The 15,241-nt window shown below is 48.9% G+C and carries 18 protein-coding genes, 3 tRNA genes and 1 pseudogene; 16 read left to right on the top strand and 6 right to left on the bottom strand.

The features are described from left to right. The first annotated feature begins 55 nt into the window (after positions 1 to 55). The 8 genes from pgsA (at position 56) to ACLD4F_RS04995 (ending at position 4,732) form a co-directional block, all read left to right on the top strand. On the top strand, positions 56 to 604 hold the full coding sequence (gene pgsA, locus ACLD4F_RS05030) for a CDP-diacylglycerol--glycerol-3-phosphate 3-phosphatidyltransferase (protein WP_001160192.1): 549 nt from the start codon (positions 56 to 58) through the stop codon (positions 602 to 604). A 151-nt stretch (positions 605 to 755) separates the two neighbouring features. Next, positions 756 to 831, top strand: a tRNA-Gly gene (locus ACLD4F_RS05025). Positions 832 to 883: 52 nt separating this feature from the next. Continuing rightward, positions 884 to 957 (top strand) — tRNA-Cys (locus ACLD4F_RS05020). Between the two features lie 11 nt (positions 958 to 968). Further along, positions 969 to 1,055, top strand: a tRNA-Leu gene (locus ACLD4F_RS05015). Positions 1,056 to 1,303: 248 nt separating this feature from the next. Further along, the gene (locus tag ACLD4F_RS05010) at positions 1,304 to 1,636 is read left to right on the top strand and encodes a hypothetical protein (protein ID WP_001748518.1); all 333 of its coding nucleotides are present in this window, start codon (positions 1,304 to 1,306) and stop codon (positions 1,634 to 1,636) included. Positions 1,637 to 1,849: 213 nt separating this feature from the next. Beyond that, positions 1,850 to 3,289 carry an SH3 domain-containing protein gene (locus ACLD4F_RS05005; protein WP_411010699.1) on the top strand — a complete coding sequence of 480 codons (1,440 nt, stop codon included), beginning with the start codon at positions 1,850 to 1,852 and terminating at the stop codon, positions 3,287 to 3,289. A gap of 212 nt (positions 3,290 to 3,501) precedes the next feature. Continuing rightward, on the top strand, positions 3,502 to 3,828 hold the full coding sequence (locus ACLD4F_RS05000) for a glucose-6-phosphate dehydrogenase (protein ID WP_000240837.1): 327 nt from the start codon (positions 3,502 to 3,504) through the stop codon (positions 3,826 to 3,828). A 238-nt stretch (positions 3,829 to 4,066) separates the two neighbouring features. Then, on the top strand, positions 4,067 to 4,732 hold the full coding sequence (locus ACLD4F_RS04995) for a YecA family protein (RefSeq protein WP_000781522.1): 666 nt from the start codon (positions 4,067 to 4,069) through the stop codon (positions 4,730 to 4,732). Positions 4,733 to 4,806: 74 nt separating this feature from the next. Here the strand turns inward: ACLD4F_RS04995 and tyrP are convergent, their stop codons facing one another. Next, positions 4,807 to 6,018 (bottom strand): tyrosine transporter TyrP, encoded by a 1,212-nt coding sequence (gene tyrP / locus ACLD4F_RS04990; protein WP_001747700.1) that lies wholly within the window; start codon positions 6,016 to 6,018, stop codon positions 4,807 to 4,809. A gap of 226 nt (positions 6,019 to 6,244) precedes the next feature. Between tyrP and ACLD4F_RS04985 the strand changes: the two genes are divergently transcribed. Beyond that, the gene (locus ACLD4F_RS04985) at positions 6,245 to 6,484 is read left to right on the top strand and encodes a YecH family metal-binding protein (protein WP_000377238.1); all 240 of its coding nucleotides are present in this window, start codon (positions 6,245 to 6,247) and stop codon (positions 6,482 to 6,484) included. Between the two features lie 45 nt (positions 6,485 to 6,529). On the opposite strand, the gene ftnA is transcribed toward ACLD4F_RS04985, so the two are convergent. Both ftnA and ACLD4F_RS04975 read right to left on the bottom strand, forming a co-directional pair. After that, on the bottom strand, positions 6,530 to 7,027 hold the full coding sequence (gene ftnA / locus ACLD4F_RS04980; protein WP_000920611.1) for a non-heme ferritin: 498 nt from the start codon (positions 7,025 to 7,027) through the stop codon (positions 6,530 to 6,532). A gap of 239 nt (positions 7,028 to 7,266) precedes the next feature. Continuing rightward, entirely contained in the window at positions 7,267 to 7,602 is a 336-nt protein-coding gene (locus ACLD4F_RS04975) for a YecR-like lipofamily protein (RefSeq protein ID WP_000803229.1), read from the bottom strand. Positions 7,603 to 7,857: 255 nt separating this feature from the next. On the opposite strand from ACLD4F_RS04975, the gene ACLD4F_RS04970 reads away from it, so the two are divergent. Beyond that, positions 7,858 to 8,496, top strand: coding sequence for an RpiB/LacA/LacB family sugar-phosphate isomerase (locus ACLD4F_RS04970; RefSeq protein WP_023232076.1), 639 nt, complete (start codon positions 7,858 to 7,860; stop codon positions 8,494 to 8,496). Between the two features lie 178 nt (positions 8,497 to 8,674). Here ACLD4F_RS04970 and ACLD4F_RS04965 read toward each other — a convergent pair whose 3' ends face one another. Continuing rightward, a complete protein-coding gene (locus ACLD4F_RS04965; protein ID WP_000741707.1) occupies positions 8,675 to 9,178 on the bottom strand; it encodes a non-heme ferritin-like protein in 504 nt (167 codons plus the stop codon). A 550-nt stretch (positions 9,179 to 9,728) separates the two neighbouring features. Between ACLD4F_RS04965 and ACLD4F_RS04960 the strand changes: the two genes are divergently transcribed. The 4 genes and pseudogenes from ACLD4F_RS04960 (at position 9,729) to otsA (ending at position 13,002) form a co-directional block, all read left to right on the top strand. Continuing rightward, entirely contained in the window at positions 9,729 to 10,286 is a 558-nt protein-coding gene (locus ACLD4F_RS04960; protein WP_000754796.1) for a DJ-1/PfpI family protein, read from the top strand. A 111-nt stretch (positions 10,287 to 10,397) separates the two neighbouring features. After that, positions 10,398 to 10,580, top strand: a pseudogene (gene araH, locus ACLD4F_RS04955) (L-arabinose ABC transporter permease AraH); the annotation flags it as partial. A gap of 222 nt (positions 10,581 to 10,802) precedes the next feature. Continuing rightward, positions 10,803 to 11,606 (top strand): trehalose-phosphatase, encoded by an 804-nt coding sequence (gene otsB, locus ACLD4F_RS04950; RefSeq protein ID WP_000840114.1) that lies wholly within the window; start codon positions 10,803 to 10,805, stop codon positions 11,604 to 11,606. Then, positions 11,581 to 13,002: an alpha,alpha-trehalose-phosphate synthase gene (gene otsA / locus ACLD4F_RS04945; protein ID WP_079971492.1), complete on the top strand. Its 1,422-nt coding sequence runs from the start codon at positions 11,581 to 11,583 to the stop codon at positions 13,000 to 13,002. The genes otsB and otsA overlap by 26 nt, the downstream gene beginning before the upstream one ends. A 17-nt stretch (positions 13,003 to 13,019) precedes the next feature. Here the strand turns inward: otsA and uspC are convergent, their stop codons facing one another. Both uspC and ACLD4F_RS04935 read right to left on the bottom strand, forming a co-directional pair. Then, positions 13,020 to 13,448, bottom strand: coding sequence for a universal stress protein UspC (gene uspC, locus ACLD4F_RS04940; RefSeq protein WP_000122606.1), 429 nt, complete (start codon positions 13,446 to 13,448; stop codon positions 13,020 to 13,022). Further along, the gene (locus ACLD4F_RS04935) at positions 13,445 to 13,561 is read right to left on the bottom strand and encodes a hypothetical protein (RefSeq protein WP_001617301.1); all 117 of its coding nucleotides are present in this window, start codon (positions 13,559 to 13,561) and stop codon (positions 13,445 to 13,447) included. The genes uspC and ACLD4F_RS04935 overlap by 4 nt, the downstream gene beginning before the upstream one ends. Before the next feature lie 682 nt (positions 13,562 to 14,243). On the opposite strand from ACLD4F_RS04935, the gene flhD reads away from it, so the two are divergent. Further along, positions 14,244 to 14,585: a flagellar transcriptional regulator FlhD gene (gene flhD / locus ACLD4F_RS04930; protein WP_001518146.1), complete on the top strand. Its 342-nt coding sequence runs from the start codon at positions 14,244 to 14,246 to the stop codon at positions 14,583 to 14,585. Next, positions 14,582 to 15,166 carry a flagellar transcriptional regulator FlhC gene (flhC, locus tag ACLD4F_RS04925; RefSeq protein WP_000605987.1) on the top strand — a complete coding sequence of 195 codons (585 nt, stop codon included), beginning with the start codon at positions 14,582 to 14,584 and terminating at the stop codon, positions 15,164 to 15,166. The genes flhD and flhC overlap by 4 nt, the downstream gene beginning before the upstream one ends. Positions 15,167 to 15,241 lie beyond the last annotated feature (75 nt).

The raw sequence follows: 15,241 nt of genomic DNA, 5'->3' as shown, positions 1-15,241 counted from the left end.
GCCACTGTAGCAACATAGGGGTAATTTCACTGACAACAGATAGTTACCCGTCACTATGCAATTTAATATCCCTACGTTGCTCACGCTGTTTCGCGTCATCCTGATTCCATTCTTTGTCGTGGTGTTTTATTTGCCGTTCGCCTGGGCGCCGATGGTCAGCGCGCTGATTTTCTGTATTGCCGCTATTACCGACTGGTTTGACGGCTTTCTGGCGCGACGCTGGAACCAGAGTACGCGTTTCGGCGCTTTCCTCGACCCCGTCGCCGACAAGGTGCTGGTGGCGATCGCCATGGTGCTGGTCACCGAGCATTATCATAGCTGGTGGGTGACGTTACCTGCGGCGACGATGATAGCCCGCGAAATTATTATCTCTGCTCTGCGTGAATGGATGGCGGAGCTGGGCAAACGCAGTAGTGTAGCGGTCTCCTGGATCGGTAAAGTCAAAACTACCGCGCAGATGGTGGCGCTGGCGTGGCTCTTGTGGCGTCCGAATATCTGGGTAGAGTATGCCGGGATCGCGCTTTTCTTTGTCGCAGCGGTGCTAACGTTGTGGTCCATGTTGCAATATTTGAGCGCTGCACGCGGAGATTTGCTTGATCAGTGATCGTTTCGCCGCAAATTTCAGCAAACGATCGTGAGTGACGAAAAATATCGTTGACTCAGTGCGTCAGGTAAGTAGAATGCAACGCATCGAACGGCAGCACTGATTGCCAGACGATAACAAAATCAAGTGATTAACAAAGTTGCTTGATACTGCGGGAATAGCTCAGTTGGTAGAGCACGACCTTGCCAAGGTCGGGGTCGCGAGTTCGAGTCTCGTTTCCCGCTCCAGTTTAAAAGCATTGGCGTAAAGCGGATGCTGGCTGAAAAGCCAAAAAAATTTGGCGCGTTAACAAAGCGGTTATGTAGCGGATTGCAAATCCGTCTAGTCCGGTTCGACTCCGGAACGCGCCTCCAATTTTTCCCGAGCCCGGATGGTGGAATCGGTAGACACAAGGGATTTAAAATCCCTCGGCGTTCGCGCTGTGCGGGTTCAAGTCCCGCTCCGGGTACCATGGGAAAGACAAGAATAATCAAAGCAATAAGCAGTGTCGTGAAACCACCTACGGGTGGTTTTTTTGTGCCTTCAGTTTGTATGCCGACCGCGAGCGTGAACTTTCCAGCGCGATACACAGTAAAAACATCGGTAGCGGCATTTCTGCCAGTACAGCAGTTATGTGCTACCGACCCGCAAGAACTTATGGCTGGTAAATACTAAACGTCGGGTAAATCAGCCGATAAAATCCATTAATCTCTATAAAAAATGCTGATATGTTTTATGCCTGCTTTATTAAAGAGAGTAGGTCTGCCAGTGAAATATACCGATAATGCAAAATTATTTATTAGCTTCATTAATATTGGGATTGTAGGTTGCGCTTTTTTACTTTTTTTTATTTTGTATGAGCCTGAGAGTGCAATCGTAACCTACTCTCTTCCAGGAGAGCCTTCCTCTTCAACATGTGATGCGCGTAATTTTATTGGCAACGTCGATGAAAATGACTTTGCAGAGTATATAAAAAAAGTAGAACTGACGCGCTACAGTATGTATTGTCTGAAAAAAACAGGGGCGGGCCAGTGGAGTATTTATGCAAATTAAACGAGTATATAACTGTTCAGGGGTGTTTTCTGCACAATTTAATTAAAGGTAGATAGCGAACTAATATTCATCACTAGGTAATGTGATCCGCTTCATGCTTTAATCACGTTTTGCAATATTGTCTTAATAACAGGTCAACTACAGATAATTTCGGGTTTTCGTGAATGGCGGTTTTGGTCAGTCTCTATATTATGCTTTCCCCGCTTTACGGAGATGATGATGCAAAAGAAAACCTGGGCCGTTTTATTGATACCATTGTGCCTCACCGCTTGCCATCAGACGACCAACCGATCAACAGCCAAAGATGAAATTCTCACAGGGAGCTATATTGACCCGACAAAAACACGCTTTCCGTTAGCGGATTATTCACAGTCGGTTGATAAATGGATACCTCCGGACTCGGCTGATTACACTATTCCGGTTATTGATAGTGCTACCCAACAACGCTACTTTAGCGCACTAAAATCTCATTATTTCGGAATAGACAGTGAAGCGCACTCGCCGTGGAATGGTTTTTATATTACCGCATTGCTGAAAAAAAACGCAGCACAGGCCCGGGATGCCAGTATTAAGCAGTTTCTTAGCGACGGCAGTGCTTATTGGGGGGAAAACTTCAGACTTTATACCTCTCGCTGGAAAGAGGAGGTTAGAGGGAATACGGATACGCAGATTGACAATATCTATCATGCCTCCCGGCGAGGCATTATGGTCAGAGAAAGTTTAGTCAGAGCGCTGCCAACGGACGACCCGCTCTTTAACGATCCCCGTCAGGCGGGCGAGGGGTATCCGTTTGATAATTTACAAATGTCTTCGCTGCGTCCCGGTACGCCGGTCTATACGCTGGCGAAGAGCAAAGACCAACGCTGGCAATATGTCGTTTCACCAGCGGTAACTGGCTGGGTTCATAGTGAAGATATTGCCAGTACGGATCAGAAATTTATAACACAGTGGGTTTTGCTTGCTCATAAGCAACTGGGGGCATTTATCAACGCGCCGGTTTCTGTCCATGCCGCAGGCGTCTATTATTTCACCGGGCGGCCGGGCACTATTTTACCGTTCCGGCATCAACGGGCGGGCCAGTTCCTCATTGCGGCGCCAGTTCGCGACAGCAACGGTCGCGCGTTTATCCATTGGGTCTGGCTAAGCGGTAACGAGTTTACGGCTATGCCGTGGAAAATGACGCCGGAAAATATCGCCGTGCTAATGAAAGCAATGCACGGCGCCCCCTACGGTTGGGGAAATTTTAACTTTTATAATGATTGTTCAGCCGAAGTCCGCAGCCTGTTAATGCCGTTTGGCATATTCCTGGCCAGACATTCATCCGCGCAGGTAGAGTCTGCTGGACGGGTGGTCGATCTTAGTCATAAAAATCCCCAAATGCGGATTGATTATCTCACCAGATACGGAAAACCGTTTACTACGCTGGTCTATATTCCAGGGCATATTATGCTGTATATCGGTAACACAACCATGAATAGGCAGGTCGTACCGATGACTTATCAGAATATCTGGGGATTGCACCCAAACCATGCTAATAGCCGGAGCATTATCGGTGAGGCGGTATTTTTGCCGTTACTGCGTTTTTATCCTGAAAATCCTGAGCTGATATCGCTGGCTGGTAAGGTTCTGTTTAAGCTTGGTTATATAGAATAGGTTGACAAACTGTGTTATCGCGGAAGACATGATTAAGGCAACCGTGCGTGTGGATATAAAGAGAGTACCCCTGTAAACTATGTCTGAAAAAAGTATGCGCTATAGTGCGGGCTGTTTATTTGAAATACTATCTGGAGCTGATTCTGGATGTGATTATGTGCCTCACACATTGAAGTGAGAGTTATTTTTGGCGGTATCTGGCTGGAGGCTGGGTGGTAAAAAGACGTAATTTATTGCATTTTAATAACGGTGCCCGGTCGGAGCGCGATCTTGGGGATCTGGTCACTAAAGTTTTTGAGAAAGCGGCGAAAAAAGAACCGCAACCGCTATACACATTTAGCCTGCCGTTGCTGAGTGTGCAGGATGAGATCCGTGTTTACTGTAAGAAAAAAAATATCAAAATAGGGTACGATACGCTGTTTATGGAAATAACCTTTTCTGCTGACAGAGAAGCGGTAGACGAACTCATTAAACACTTTTTTACTGAAAATAAGCTCTATTTGAGAGGGCGGTTTTATCTGTCCGCGGCGGTGGTATAAGTTAGCATGAGTATAATATAGCGAGAAACCTATCTCTCGCTTTTGTGTGGGGCGAGCGCTTCCTGGCGGAAAATCTGCGCCCTGATCCTCCTTTTGTGCGTTAACTTCCGGAATCCTCCTCATTTCGTGTTAATCTGGCCCCTGATGGTTGCCATCCAAACTGCCTGCAAAAAAATTATTTTTATCCGCTGCAATGTAAGAGGCCTACAGGCGGAAGTCATCACTGAGGAAAAGCATTATGAAAATGGAACCATTAAACGAGAACGAGCTGGAATGGCTGGATGATGTGCTGACGAAATACAATACCGATCAGGCCATTTTGGATGTCGCGGAGCTGGACGGTCTGATTACTGCGGTACTAAGTTCTCCGCGTCCCATCGAGCCGGAACAGTGGCTGGTCGCGATATGGGGGGGACCCGCGTACGTACCGCGCTGGACATCTGAAAAAGAAATGACGCGATTTATGGATCTGGTGTTCCAGCACATGGCGGACACAGCCGCCCGGCTTGAAGACTATCCAGAACAGTTCGAGCCGCTGTTTGGCCTGCGAGAAGTTGATGGCCATGAATTAACGATTGTTGAAGAATGGTGCTTTGGTTACATGCGCGGAGTGTCGCTGTCCGACTGGTCTGACTTGCCGGATACGCTAAAACCGGCGCTGGAAGCGATTGCCTTACACGGCACGGAAGAAAACTTTGCGCTGTTGGATAAAATGAGCCCGGAAGCGTTCGATAAAAGCGTTGACGCTATCCGTAGCGCGGCGCTTGAGCTGCATGCCTGGTGGATGGCGCATCCGCACACGACGCCGCTACAGATGCCGATAAAAGCAGAGGTGAAAGTGGGGCGTAACGATCCTTGTCCATGCGGGAGCGGCAAAAAATTTAAGCAGTGCTGCCTGCATTAATGGCTCGTAAACGGCCATAGCGTGATGATTATCGAGCCTGGACGGTGTCCGGGCCCGGTAATCTTTGCCTGGCGTTAACCTGGATCGGGCAGGAACCCCAGAGCGATCGAAAACTGGACGCCAATCACGATAATGCCGCAGATAAACACCAGCGCCAGCGCTGGGGTGCCGCCTGCCACACGATAGCCCGCCTGAGGGATCTGTTTACGGCACTGCCAGACCAGCATGGCAGGGATGAGCAGTGCCAGCACTGCCAGCGCTACGCCGGCATAGCCTAATGCCATCACAAATCCACGTGGGTAGAAAAGCGCAAACGCCAGCGGCGGCAGAAAGGTAATCAGCCCGGTTTGCAGACGCCCGGACACCGTACTGCGGCGCTGGAATAGATCGGCCAGGTAATCAAATAATCCTAGCGCTACGCCCAGAAAAGAGGTCGCCAGCGCCAGATCGGCGAACAGGTGGACCGCCAGTTCGACATGTGGCGAAGCGACCACTTCTCTGAGCGCCTGCAGCAGGCCATTTAACCCGGCATGGCTGGCCAGTAGCCCTCTGAATGTCGGCGAGTCGATACTTCCCAGCGTGGCGAGCTGCCAAAAAATATAGGCCACTAACGGAATGGCGCTACCCGTCATAAAGACCCAACGCAGCCGGCGAATGTTGCCGTTCATATAACTCACAATACTTGGTACGCTTCCGTGAAAACCAAAAGAGGTGAAAATGACCGGTATGGCGGATAACGCCAGCCCCTGCTGTAAAGGAAGCGTAAGAAGATTTACTTTATGAATATGTGGCGTGAGCAACGCAAGCATGATGACCAGAAAAATGATCTTTGCGCTAAACAGGAAGCGGTTAAAAAGGTCGACCAGCGAGGTGCCCACACATACCACCCCACCGGCAACAAAGGTGAACAGCAGTACTCCGGCAGCGGGCGAGAGCGTGGCGCCAAGCCAGTTATTAATACTGGATGCCAGTAATTCTCCGGCTCCGGAAATGTAGGCGGCGGTGAGCGCATACATTAAGAACATCATACTGAATCCCGTAAGCCACTGTCCGTAACGTCCAAGATAGCGTTTTGCCAACGAGCCCAGTCCGGTATCCGCCGGAACGTGTTGATATACCTCCAGTAATAGTAGCGCGGTATAACACATCAGCGCCCACAGGCCAATCAACAATCCCAGCGTGACGCTGAAACCAACGCCAGCCGCTGCCAGCGGCATTGCCAGCATCCCGGCGCCGATAGTGGTGCCTGCCACGATAAAAATACTGCCCAGAGTTCTGTTTTTCACGCTTTCTACTACCCCGGTAACAAAGAACGGTGATATCCGCGGCGCAGGGTAAGGCATTACGCTATTTTCGTCAAATGGTCGTTACAATGGGTGTACTGTAAAATTTACAGTTCCGGGCATAAAAACGAATATGGGAGGAGACGCGGACAACCGCCGCAAACCTGCGCTAGCGCAAAGTCGCTCGCACGAGGACACATTAGGCTACGAGTTTTATTCAGGAGGGGTTATGGATTCTATTCACGGTCACGAAGTACTCAACATGATGATTGAGTCTGGCGAGCAGTACACGCATACCTCGCTGGAGGCGGCAATAAAAGCGCGCTTTGGCGAGCGGGCACGATTTCACACCTGTTCAGCGTCAGATATGACGGCGGCGGAACTGGTCGCGTTTCTGGCGGCGAAAGGAAAGTTTATTGCCGTGGAGGACGGTTTTTCAACGCATGAGAGTAAAATCTGCCGCCATTAATACGCCACGGTGAGAGTGCGTCTCACCGTGTAAGGACTTGCTGGATTAATTTTGCGTATCCAGGGTGGAGAGTTCTTTATCAATGAAATAAAGCCCTTCGCCGCTTTTTCCCGCCAGCGTTAATTTATCAATAATAGATTTGAACAGTTTTTCTTCTTCATGCTGTTCTGCCACATACCACTGCAAGAAATTAAATGTCGGATAATCCTGGCTGGTCATTGCGGCATGAGCCAGTTCATTAATTTTTTGGGTAATAAGCTGCTCATGCTCATAGGTCGCGCGGAACAGCTCATCCAGCGAGGCGTACTCAGCGAAGGGCGAAGAAACGGTATGAATGCGCGGCAGGCTTCCGGTATCGGTAAGGTAGTCAAACAGGCGCTGCATATGCGTCATCTCTTCTTGCGCATGGCGACGAAGAAATGCGGCCGCGCCTTCAAAACTGTGATAGCTGCACCACGCGCTCATTTGTTGATAGAGCAGGGAGGAGTATAACTCCAGATTCATTTGCTCATTCAGTTTGTCGATCATTTCTGTTTTCAGCATGGTTCCGCTCCACAAATAGCAAAAGATATACGGTAATGTGGCGCCACTATAATTTGTTATTTTATTATTTGCAAAAGGTAAAATATTAAATTTAATTATTAAAAATACGAATGGGAATAAAACGCATTAACGCCAGTGTATAGGGTATAAAAATAAAGGAAAGCCAGCATCTTCATGCTGGCAATAGCGACCCTGCACTCTCCTCTATTGTAGATGGTGTCGGCGTTAAGCCAGCCGCCTTAATAATAAAGCGGCATGATTTGCGGGACGGCAACGCCCCGGCACTGCCAGGAGAGGGTAAATCGGGTGTTCAGACACAACGAGCCCGCATAAATGCTACAGGTTCCTACCGGCTGACCAAACGAAACGGCATCGGCATAGCCCATCTGCTGGCATTCGCGTGTTGCGGTCCCGTGAGATACATAGTCATCTGTCCGTGAAGTAAAAAATAGCGGCTGGTTATACGTCAAGCGCACGATGCCGCTTATCGGGCTGGCTTCGCTGACCTGCGCTTGTCGAGTAATGGTGCATCCCGTCAGGGCTAGCAGTGAAAGAGTAAAAATAAGAGGCTTCATAAAATCGCTCCGACAATTCGGTATCAGACCATGCTACCTCGTGTCTTGCACCGTCAATGGCTGGAATAACTTACGGATTCGCCTTGATTAAAGGTAACGGCAGGAGGTTTACAGCGGGAACAGAAAATGTGTGAGCGTCTCTTCATTTAATGAAACTTGGTTTCATTAAATTTGAATGCATGTTCTTAAGTGTGTAGTGTGGGCAAAACGTCATGATTTACGCAGACGCGACCGTCTGCATTCAGGAGGAACACGATGAAAATTGCACTGATGATGGAAAATAGCCAGGCCAGCAAAAATGCCATCATTTATAACGAACTTAGCGCCGTCGCCAATGAAAAGGGATTTCCCATTTTTAACGTTGGCATGTGCGACGAAAATGACCATCACCTGACGTACATTCACTTGGGCATCATGGCGAGTATTTTGCTTAATGCAAACGCGGTTGATTTTGTGGTTACTGGCTGTGGCACCGGGCAGGGCGCGCTGATGTCGTTAAATATTCATCCAGGTGTCATTTGTGGCTATTGCATCGATCCGGCAGATGCTTTTCTGTTTGCGCAGATCAACAACGGCAATGCGTTGTCCCTGCCATTTGCGAAAGGCTTTGGCTGGGGCGCTGAGCTGAACGTGCGTTTCATCTTTGAAAAAGCGTTTACCGGGCGTAAAGGCGAGGGGTATCCGCCTGAGCGCAAAGCGCCGCAGGTACGCAATGCGGGCATTTTGAACCAGGTTAAGGCCGCGGTCGTCAAAGAGAATTATCTGGATACACTACGGGCTATCGATCCTGAACTGGTTAAAACGGCGGTTTCAGGGCCGCGTTTCCAGCAATGTTTGTTTGAAAACGGCCAGAATAAAGAAATAGAAGCGTTTGTACGTGAGATGCTGGGGTAATGCCTGGACAAGACAGAGGCGTTTCGCGCCTGTCGGCTGGCATGATGTGCCGATAATACGCCAGTAGCGACAGGCGCCACCTCTGGCAAACAGACCAGAAACGGTGTAGGCCGGATAAGCTGCTTCGCGTTGCTATCCGGCTAATAACGTCTCAATATTGTCGCTCGGGGTGCCGCTATCAGTGATGCTGATAGGTCACGACGTTAAGGAGATGCTGATCGGTTTGCGCCAGGCATAGCCCTGCTCGTTTAGCGCTGCGAACTTCTTCGAGAATAGTTTGTAAAAGTACGCCATCCTGCTGCTGCTCTTTTTCCAGGGTATGGAGAAAATCAAGCGTTGAGGCATCATTCAGCGCTTTCGCTTCATCTGCCAGACGCGACAGCGTGCTGGCGCGTTGCTGATAATCCTCCAGGGTTTTCTGGAACAATTCTTCCAGAGAGCAGAGCTCTTCACCCGGAACGTCAATGGCTTTAACGATAGGGGTGGCGCCGGCGTTTTTCATAAAATTAAACATGCGCATCATTTGCGTCACGTTGCCTTGCGCCTGGGTACGAAGAAAGGTGGCGGTGCCTGTTAAACTGTGTTCAGAACACCATTCGCTTAGATGGAGGTAAAGATTTGATGCGTAAAACTCAAGGTTCATTGGCGTGTTGAGCTTTTGAACCATTCCTACAGCTGCCATAACAATATCCTTATTTCCAGAAAGTGTTGATGTGCATGACAGACGAGAATGCAACGGGCCGTTGTCACATTCTTACCTCTATGCACAATAAATACTCTTAGCAGAAGAACTCCGTTCCGCCAGTCCCTTATGCGATCTCATTTCCTGTTTATCGATCGGTAATGAGAATAGCGCGTCAATAAAAATAAGAAAATCCTTAAATGCAATTGTTTATCTTTTTTTACATTTTCAGCGGTGTGATTTTTTCAGGTGTAATGATTTTTGGTGTGGAGCAGTTACAACCATTTGAAAGTTAAATGATATTATATAGATTTGTAATTTATGAAACGTTGTTTCAGATCATGGGTTAAGCCTTTCAAGTATGGTAATTTCAATAAAATAAACATTAGCCAGTCTGGATATCACACGCATAAACGGTTGAGAGCAAATATGCCTGTTTTTATAAACTAGCCGATTTTGCGGTAGATCATTTTTAATGTCATTAATCATACGAGCACGTTATTTGGTTGAGCGCAGTTTTGATGGGTGACTCGTTAACAAGGAGCAGTCAATGAAAAAGGTCGCGGTGCTGTTGGCGCCAGGATTTGAAGAAGCAGAGGCCATTGTTACTCTTGATATTCTGCGACGTTTGCATATCGATGTCGAAACGCTGGCGTGTGCTGAATCACGGGCGGTGGTGAGTTACCATGATATTCCTATGGTTGCGGACAGTACGCTGAGTGAACGCCAGCAGGCGCTTTTCGATGCGGTAGTGCTGCCGGGCGGTCCGCAGGGGAGCGCTAATCTGGCGGCTAATCCGGCGGTGATCGCTTTCGTTGCGCGTCATGATGCGGCAGGCAAATTTATTTGTCCTATCTGTTCCGCGGCGGCAAGGGTGCTGGGTGCTCACGGATTGCTGAAGGGGCGTCGTTATGTCTGTTCCGGCGACCTGTGGAAAGCGGTTCCAGAAGGTGTCTATGTGGATGCGCCCGTTGTTGAAGATGGTAATTTAATTAGCGGCAAAGGCTTGGGTCATGTCTTTGATTTCGCGCTAACCCTTTCCGCCAGACTGCTGGGAGACGATGCGCCGGTTCGCGAACAGGCTGAACATATCTATTATCCCTGGTAATCGTTATTCACCCAGGGCCATAAGGATTAGCTGGCTGATGTTATGGATTAATGTGCTGGCTTTTCTGCCTTTTGGCTGATGAATTCGCTCTGGGTTATGTCATGCTGGTCAATGAATTCCCTGGGTTATGAGTTAATCGTTATTTCTGCGTGTGTCTTAGGGGGCGTTTTCCTGAGAGGCGGCCTCGGAAAAATCTCATATGTGGTGGCGAGCGTACTGATATCAGGAACGGTGGAGAACGCGATGAACCTGCTCAACATTTCACCTTTTGCACAGTACGTGGTTCGCGGCTGAATCCTTCTGACAACAGTTATCTTCGACCATTATAAGTAAAAAGCGAAGCGTATGATTTGATGAATTAACACTCAACTAAACAGTATAGCTTCACGTCATCGCCAGCCGCTACCCCGGCTGGCGATGGTCTTTCTAAATGGCGAGCAGCGTCACACTGTCTATACTTACATGACTAATGAGACCGTTTGTGAGTCTCAATATGATGATAAGGAGGAGACCAGGGTGGCAGAACCGTTAACCGTATCCCCCGAACTCACTGCGAACTATGCGTATTTTTTTGACCTTGATGGCACATTGGCAGAGATAAAGCCTCATCCCGATCAGGTAGTGGTACCGCATAAAATCCTTCAGTTGTTAGACCGTCTCGCGGCGCACAACGCAGGGGCACTGGCATTGATTTCAGGGCGTTCAATGACTGAGCTGGATGCTTTGGCGAAGCCTTTTCGCTTTCCGCTCGCTGGCGTTCACGGGGCAGAGCGTCGTGACATCAATGGTAAAACCCATATCGTGCGCCTTCCTGAAGCGGTAGTCCGTGAGGTGGAGGCGTTATTACGTTCGACGCTTGTAGCGCTGCCCGGAACGGAGCTGGAGACGAAGGGGATGGCGTTTGCGCTGCACTACCGTCAGGCTCCGGAACATGAAGCGGCGCTGTTGGCGCTTGCGCAACACGTTACGCAGCACTGGCCGCAACTGGCGTTGCAGCCTGGTAAATGTGTTGTGGAAATCAAACCTAAGGGAACTAATAAAGGCGAAGCGATTGCCGCCTTTATGCAGGAGGCGCCCTTTGCGGGACGGATTCCCGTTTTTGTGGGCGACGATTTGACCGATGAGGCTGGCTTTGGCGTGGTGAATCACGCTGGCGGAATTTCCGTAAAAGTGGGCGTCGGGGCAACCCAGGCGGCATGGCGGCTGGAAAGCGTACCCGATGTCTGGCGCTGGCTGGAACAAATCAATTATCCACAACAAGAACAACAAGTAATGAATAACAGGAGAGATGGCTATGAGTCGTTTAGTCGTAGTATCTAATCGAATTGCCCCCCCGGATAATAAAGGCGGCGCCGGCGGCCTCGCCGTTGGCGTGCTTGGCGCGCTAAAAGCGGCTGGCGGGTTGTGGTTCGGCTGGAGTGGCGAGACAGGTAACGAGGATGAGCCATTAAAAAAGGTGACAAAAGGTAATATTACCTGGGCATCGTTTAACCTGAGTGAACAAGATTACGAAGATTATTACTGTCAATTTTCCAATGCGGTTCTCTGGCCTGCGTTCCACTATCGTCTGGACCTGGTACAGTTTCAGCGTCCTGCATGGGAAGGCTATATGCGGGTGAATGCGCTATTAGCGGATAAGTTATTGCCCCTCATTAAAGAGAACGACATCATTTGGGTGCATGACTACCACCTGTTACCGTTTGCCAGCGAGCTGCGTAAACGCGGCGTGAACAACCGAATTGGTTTTTTCCTGCATATTCCATTCCCGACCCCGGAGATTTTTAACGCTCTACCGCCGCATGATGAACTGCTGGAGCAGTTGTGTGACTTTGATCTGCTCGGGTTCCAGACCGAAAATGATCGCCTGGCTTTTCTGGATAGCCTTTCGAGTCAAACGCGAGTCACGACTCGCAGCGGCAAGCAGCATATCGCGTGGGGTAAAGACTTCCAGACAGAAGTGTATCCTATCGGTATTGAGCCCGATGAGATTGCTCTACAGGCTGCCGGGCCGTTGCCGCCTAAACTGGCGCAGCTCAAGGCGGAACTGAAAAATGTGAAGAATATTTTTTCCGTTGAGCGGCTGGATTATTCGAAAGGGCTGCCGGAACGTTTTCTGGCGTATGAAGCGCTACTGGAAAACTATCCGCAGCATCGGGGAAAAATTCGTTATACCCAAATTGCGCCTACGTCACGCGGCGAAGTACAGGCATATCAGGATATTCGCCACCAGCTTGAGACGGAAGCAGGCCGGATTAATGGGAAATATGGACAATTGGGCTGGACGCCGCTCTATTATCTGAATCAGCATTTCGACCGTAAACTGTTAATGAAGATATTCCGTTATTCAGACGTCGGGCTCGTCACCCCGTTGCGTGACGGGATGAACCTGGTGGCAAAAGAGTTTGTCGCCGCGCAGGACCCCGCTAACCCTGGTGTACTGGTACTGTCACAGTTTGCCGGCGCGGCGAATGAACTGATGTCGGCGTTAATCGTCAATCCTTACGATCGGGATGACGTGGCGGCGGCGCTCAATCGCGCGTTAACGATGCCCCTTGCCGAGCGTATTTCGCGCCATGCGGAAATGCTGGACGTGATCGTTAAAAATGACATTAACCGCTGGCAGGAACGTTTTATTCATGACCTAAAGGAGGTCACGCCGCGTAGCCCTGAGCGTCAGCAGCAGAACAACGTGGCGACGTTCCCTAAGCTGGCCTGAAATATCGCGAGCGGCGACTAGTCGCCCGCTAACGGTACCAGCAACACATCTACCTGGCTGGCGCTGACGACACTTTTTGCCGAGCAGGATGCGCGCGAAAAGAAACTGTGGTTATGGTTGCCGCAAATGACCAGATCAACATGGTGTTTGCGGCACACAGCCAAAATATGCTGGCTTAACTCACCTGATGCGATGAAAGTTTGTTCAATCGGATAATCCGCCTTTTCCCCCAGCATCTTAAGAAAATTCTCGGTTTCCTCATGCATAACCGCGCGTAAATCCTCCATCATGGGCGCGGCGAACTGGTTATACAGTTCAGGATCGGAAGCGAGAGTAATCAGGCTTACTTTCGCCTGAACAGGGCGGGCGATAGAGACCGCTTTAGCCAGTAGCTGGTGACTTTCCGGGGTGACGGCAACGGCGACAAGAATATGGGTGTAGCTCATAACTCGCTCCTTGATTGCAAGAATATGAGATTGTGCTTTAGCTTTACTCTGTTTATCGCATTTCTGCAATGCGCTAATGCCACATTAATGTGAAGGACATCATAATTAATCATTAATTATTCTTATGTAAAGAATCGTGGCATAAGACACTTTTTACACACCACCAGGATGCTTCATTTAAACGGGTGAACAAGGAAAGCTAAAAGTTAAATCAAATGAGCTTATTTTTAACAGCGGAGGGCGTATGCTGTGACGAGATTAATTAATAACGTTTAATATTTAACCCACTGTTTACTAAAGGTAAAATAAAAGCGTTTCTAAAATAGAAATAATAGCCTGTTATCTATTATCCTGGCGTTATTTTAACAGAGAGAAACAAAAAAGAATTTGGTGTTGACGTACCCCTATTCAGCAGTGTGGAATAGAAAAAGTGAACATTAGGTTATTAATTAAACAAAGTAAAAGCCATGCTGATGGTTTTATCGTAAGTATTCCGTTAAAATATGTGATCTACATCACATATTTTCTAAAATCGCCGTCCCGCTCCGTTGTATGTCACGAAGCTGACGAGTAGAGTTGCGTCGAATTAGGAAAAATCTTAGGCATTTGTAAAAATTGATGTAAACGTGTAAGGCGAATCTCAGTGGGAAGCTGCGTTATACGTCACAATGTCCACAATGTCTGAGCGCTGCTATGCATTTGACCTTTTTGCTTCTTTTACCGGGCCTTCCCGGCGACATCACGGGGTGCGGCTACGTCGCACAAAAATAAAGTTGGTTATTCTGGATGGGAACAATGCATACATCCGAGTTGCTAAAACACATTTATGACATCAATTTGTCATATTTACTCCTTGCACAGCGTTTGATCGTCCAGGACAAAGCATCTGCGATGTTCCGCCTCGGTATCAACGAAGAGATGGCAAACACACTGGGCGCGTTGACCCTGCCGCAGATGGTCAAACTGGCGGAGACGAACCAGTTAGTTTGTCATTTCCGGTTTGACGATCATCAGACGATCACCCGTTTGACTCAGGATTCGCGCGTCGATGATTTACAGCAGATTCACACAGGTATCATGCTTTCAACGCGTCTGCTCAATGAAGTGGACGATACGGCGCGTAAGAAAAGGGCATGATAATGAGTGAAAAAAGCATTGTTCAGGAAGCTCGCGATATCCAGTTGGCGATGGAGTTGATTAATCTTGGCGCTCGTCTACAAATGCTGGAAAGCGAAACACAGCTCAGCCGTGGTCGCCTCATCAGGCTGTACAAAGAATTACGCGGTAGCCCGCCGCCTAAAGGGATGCTGCCATTTTCGACAGACTGGTTTATGACCTGGGAGCAAAATATTCATGCCTCCATGTTCTGCAACGCCTGGCAATTTTTACTGAAGACCGGCTTATGCAGCGGTGTGGATGCGGTGATTAAAGCTTATCGGCTTTATCTTGAGCAGTGTCCGCAACCGCCTGAAGGGCCGTTGTTGGCGCTGACTCGCGCATGGACGCTGGTGCGTTTTGTTGAAAGTGGGTTGCTTGAATTGTCGAGCTGTAACTGCTGCGGTGGGAACTTTATTACCCATGCGCATCAGCCCGTGGGCAGCTTTGCGTGTAGTTTATGCCAGCCGCCATCCCGCGCAGTAAAAAGACGTAAACTTTCCCGAGATGCTGCCGATATTATTCCACAACTGCTGGATGAACAGATCGAACAGGCTGTTTAACCGAAACGGTGTGGACAAACACTCCAGCAGCGGTAAGTCATTACCGCTGCTTTTTTTTGCCTTGCCTTCGCGTTA

This window comes from Salmonella sp. 741265050_HSA, from assembly GCF_046569445.1.
Lineage (GTDB): Bacteria > Pseudomonadota > Gammaproteobacteria > Enterobacterales > Enterobacteriaceae > Salmonella > Salmonella enterica.
Note: the sequence above shows the minus strand (reverse complement) of the source record. Positions and strands in the feature narration are given on the sequence as shown.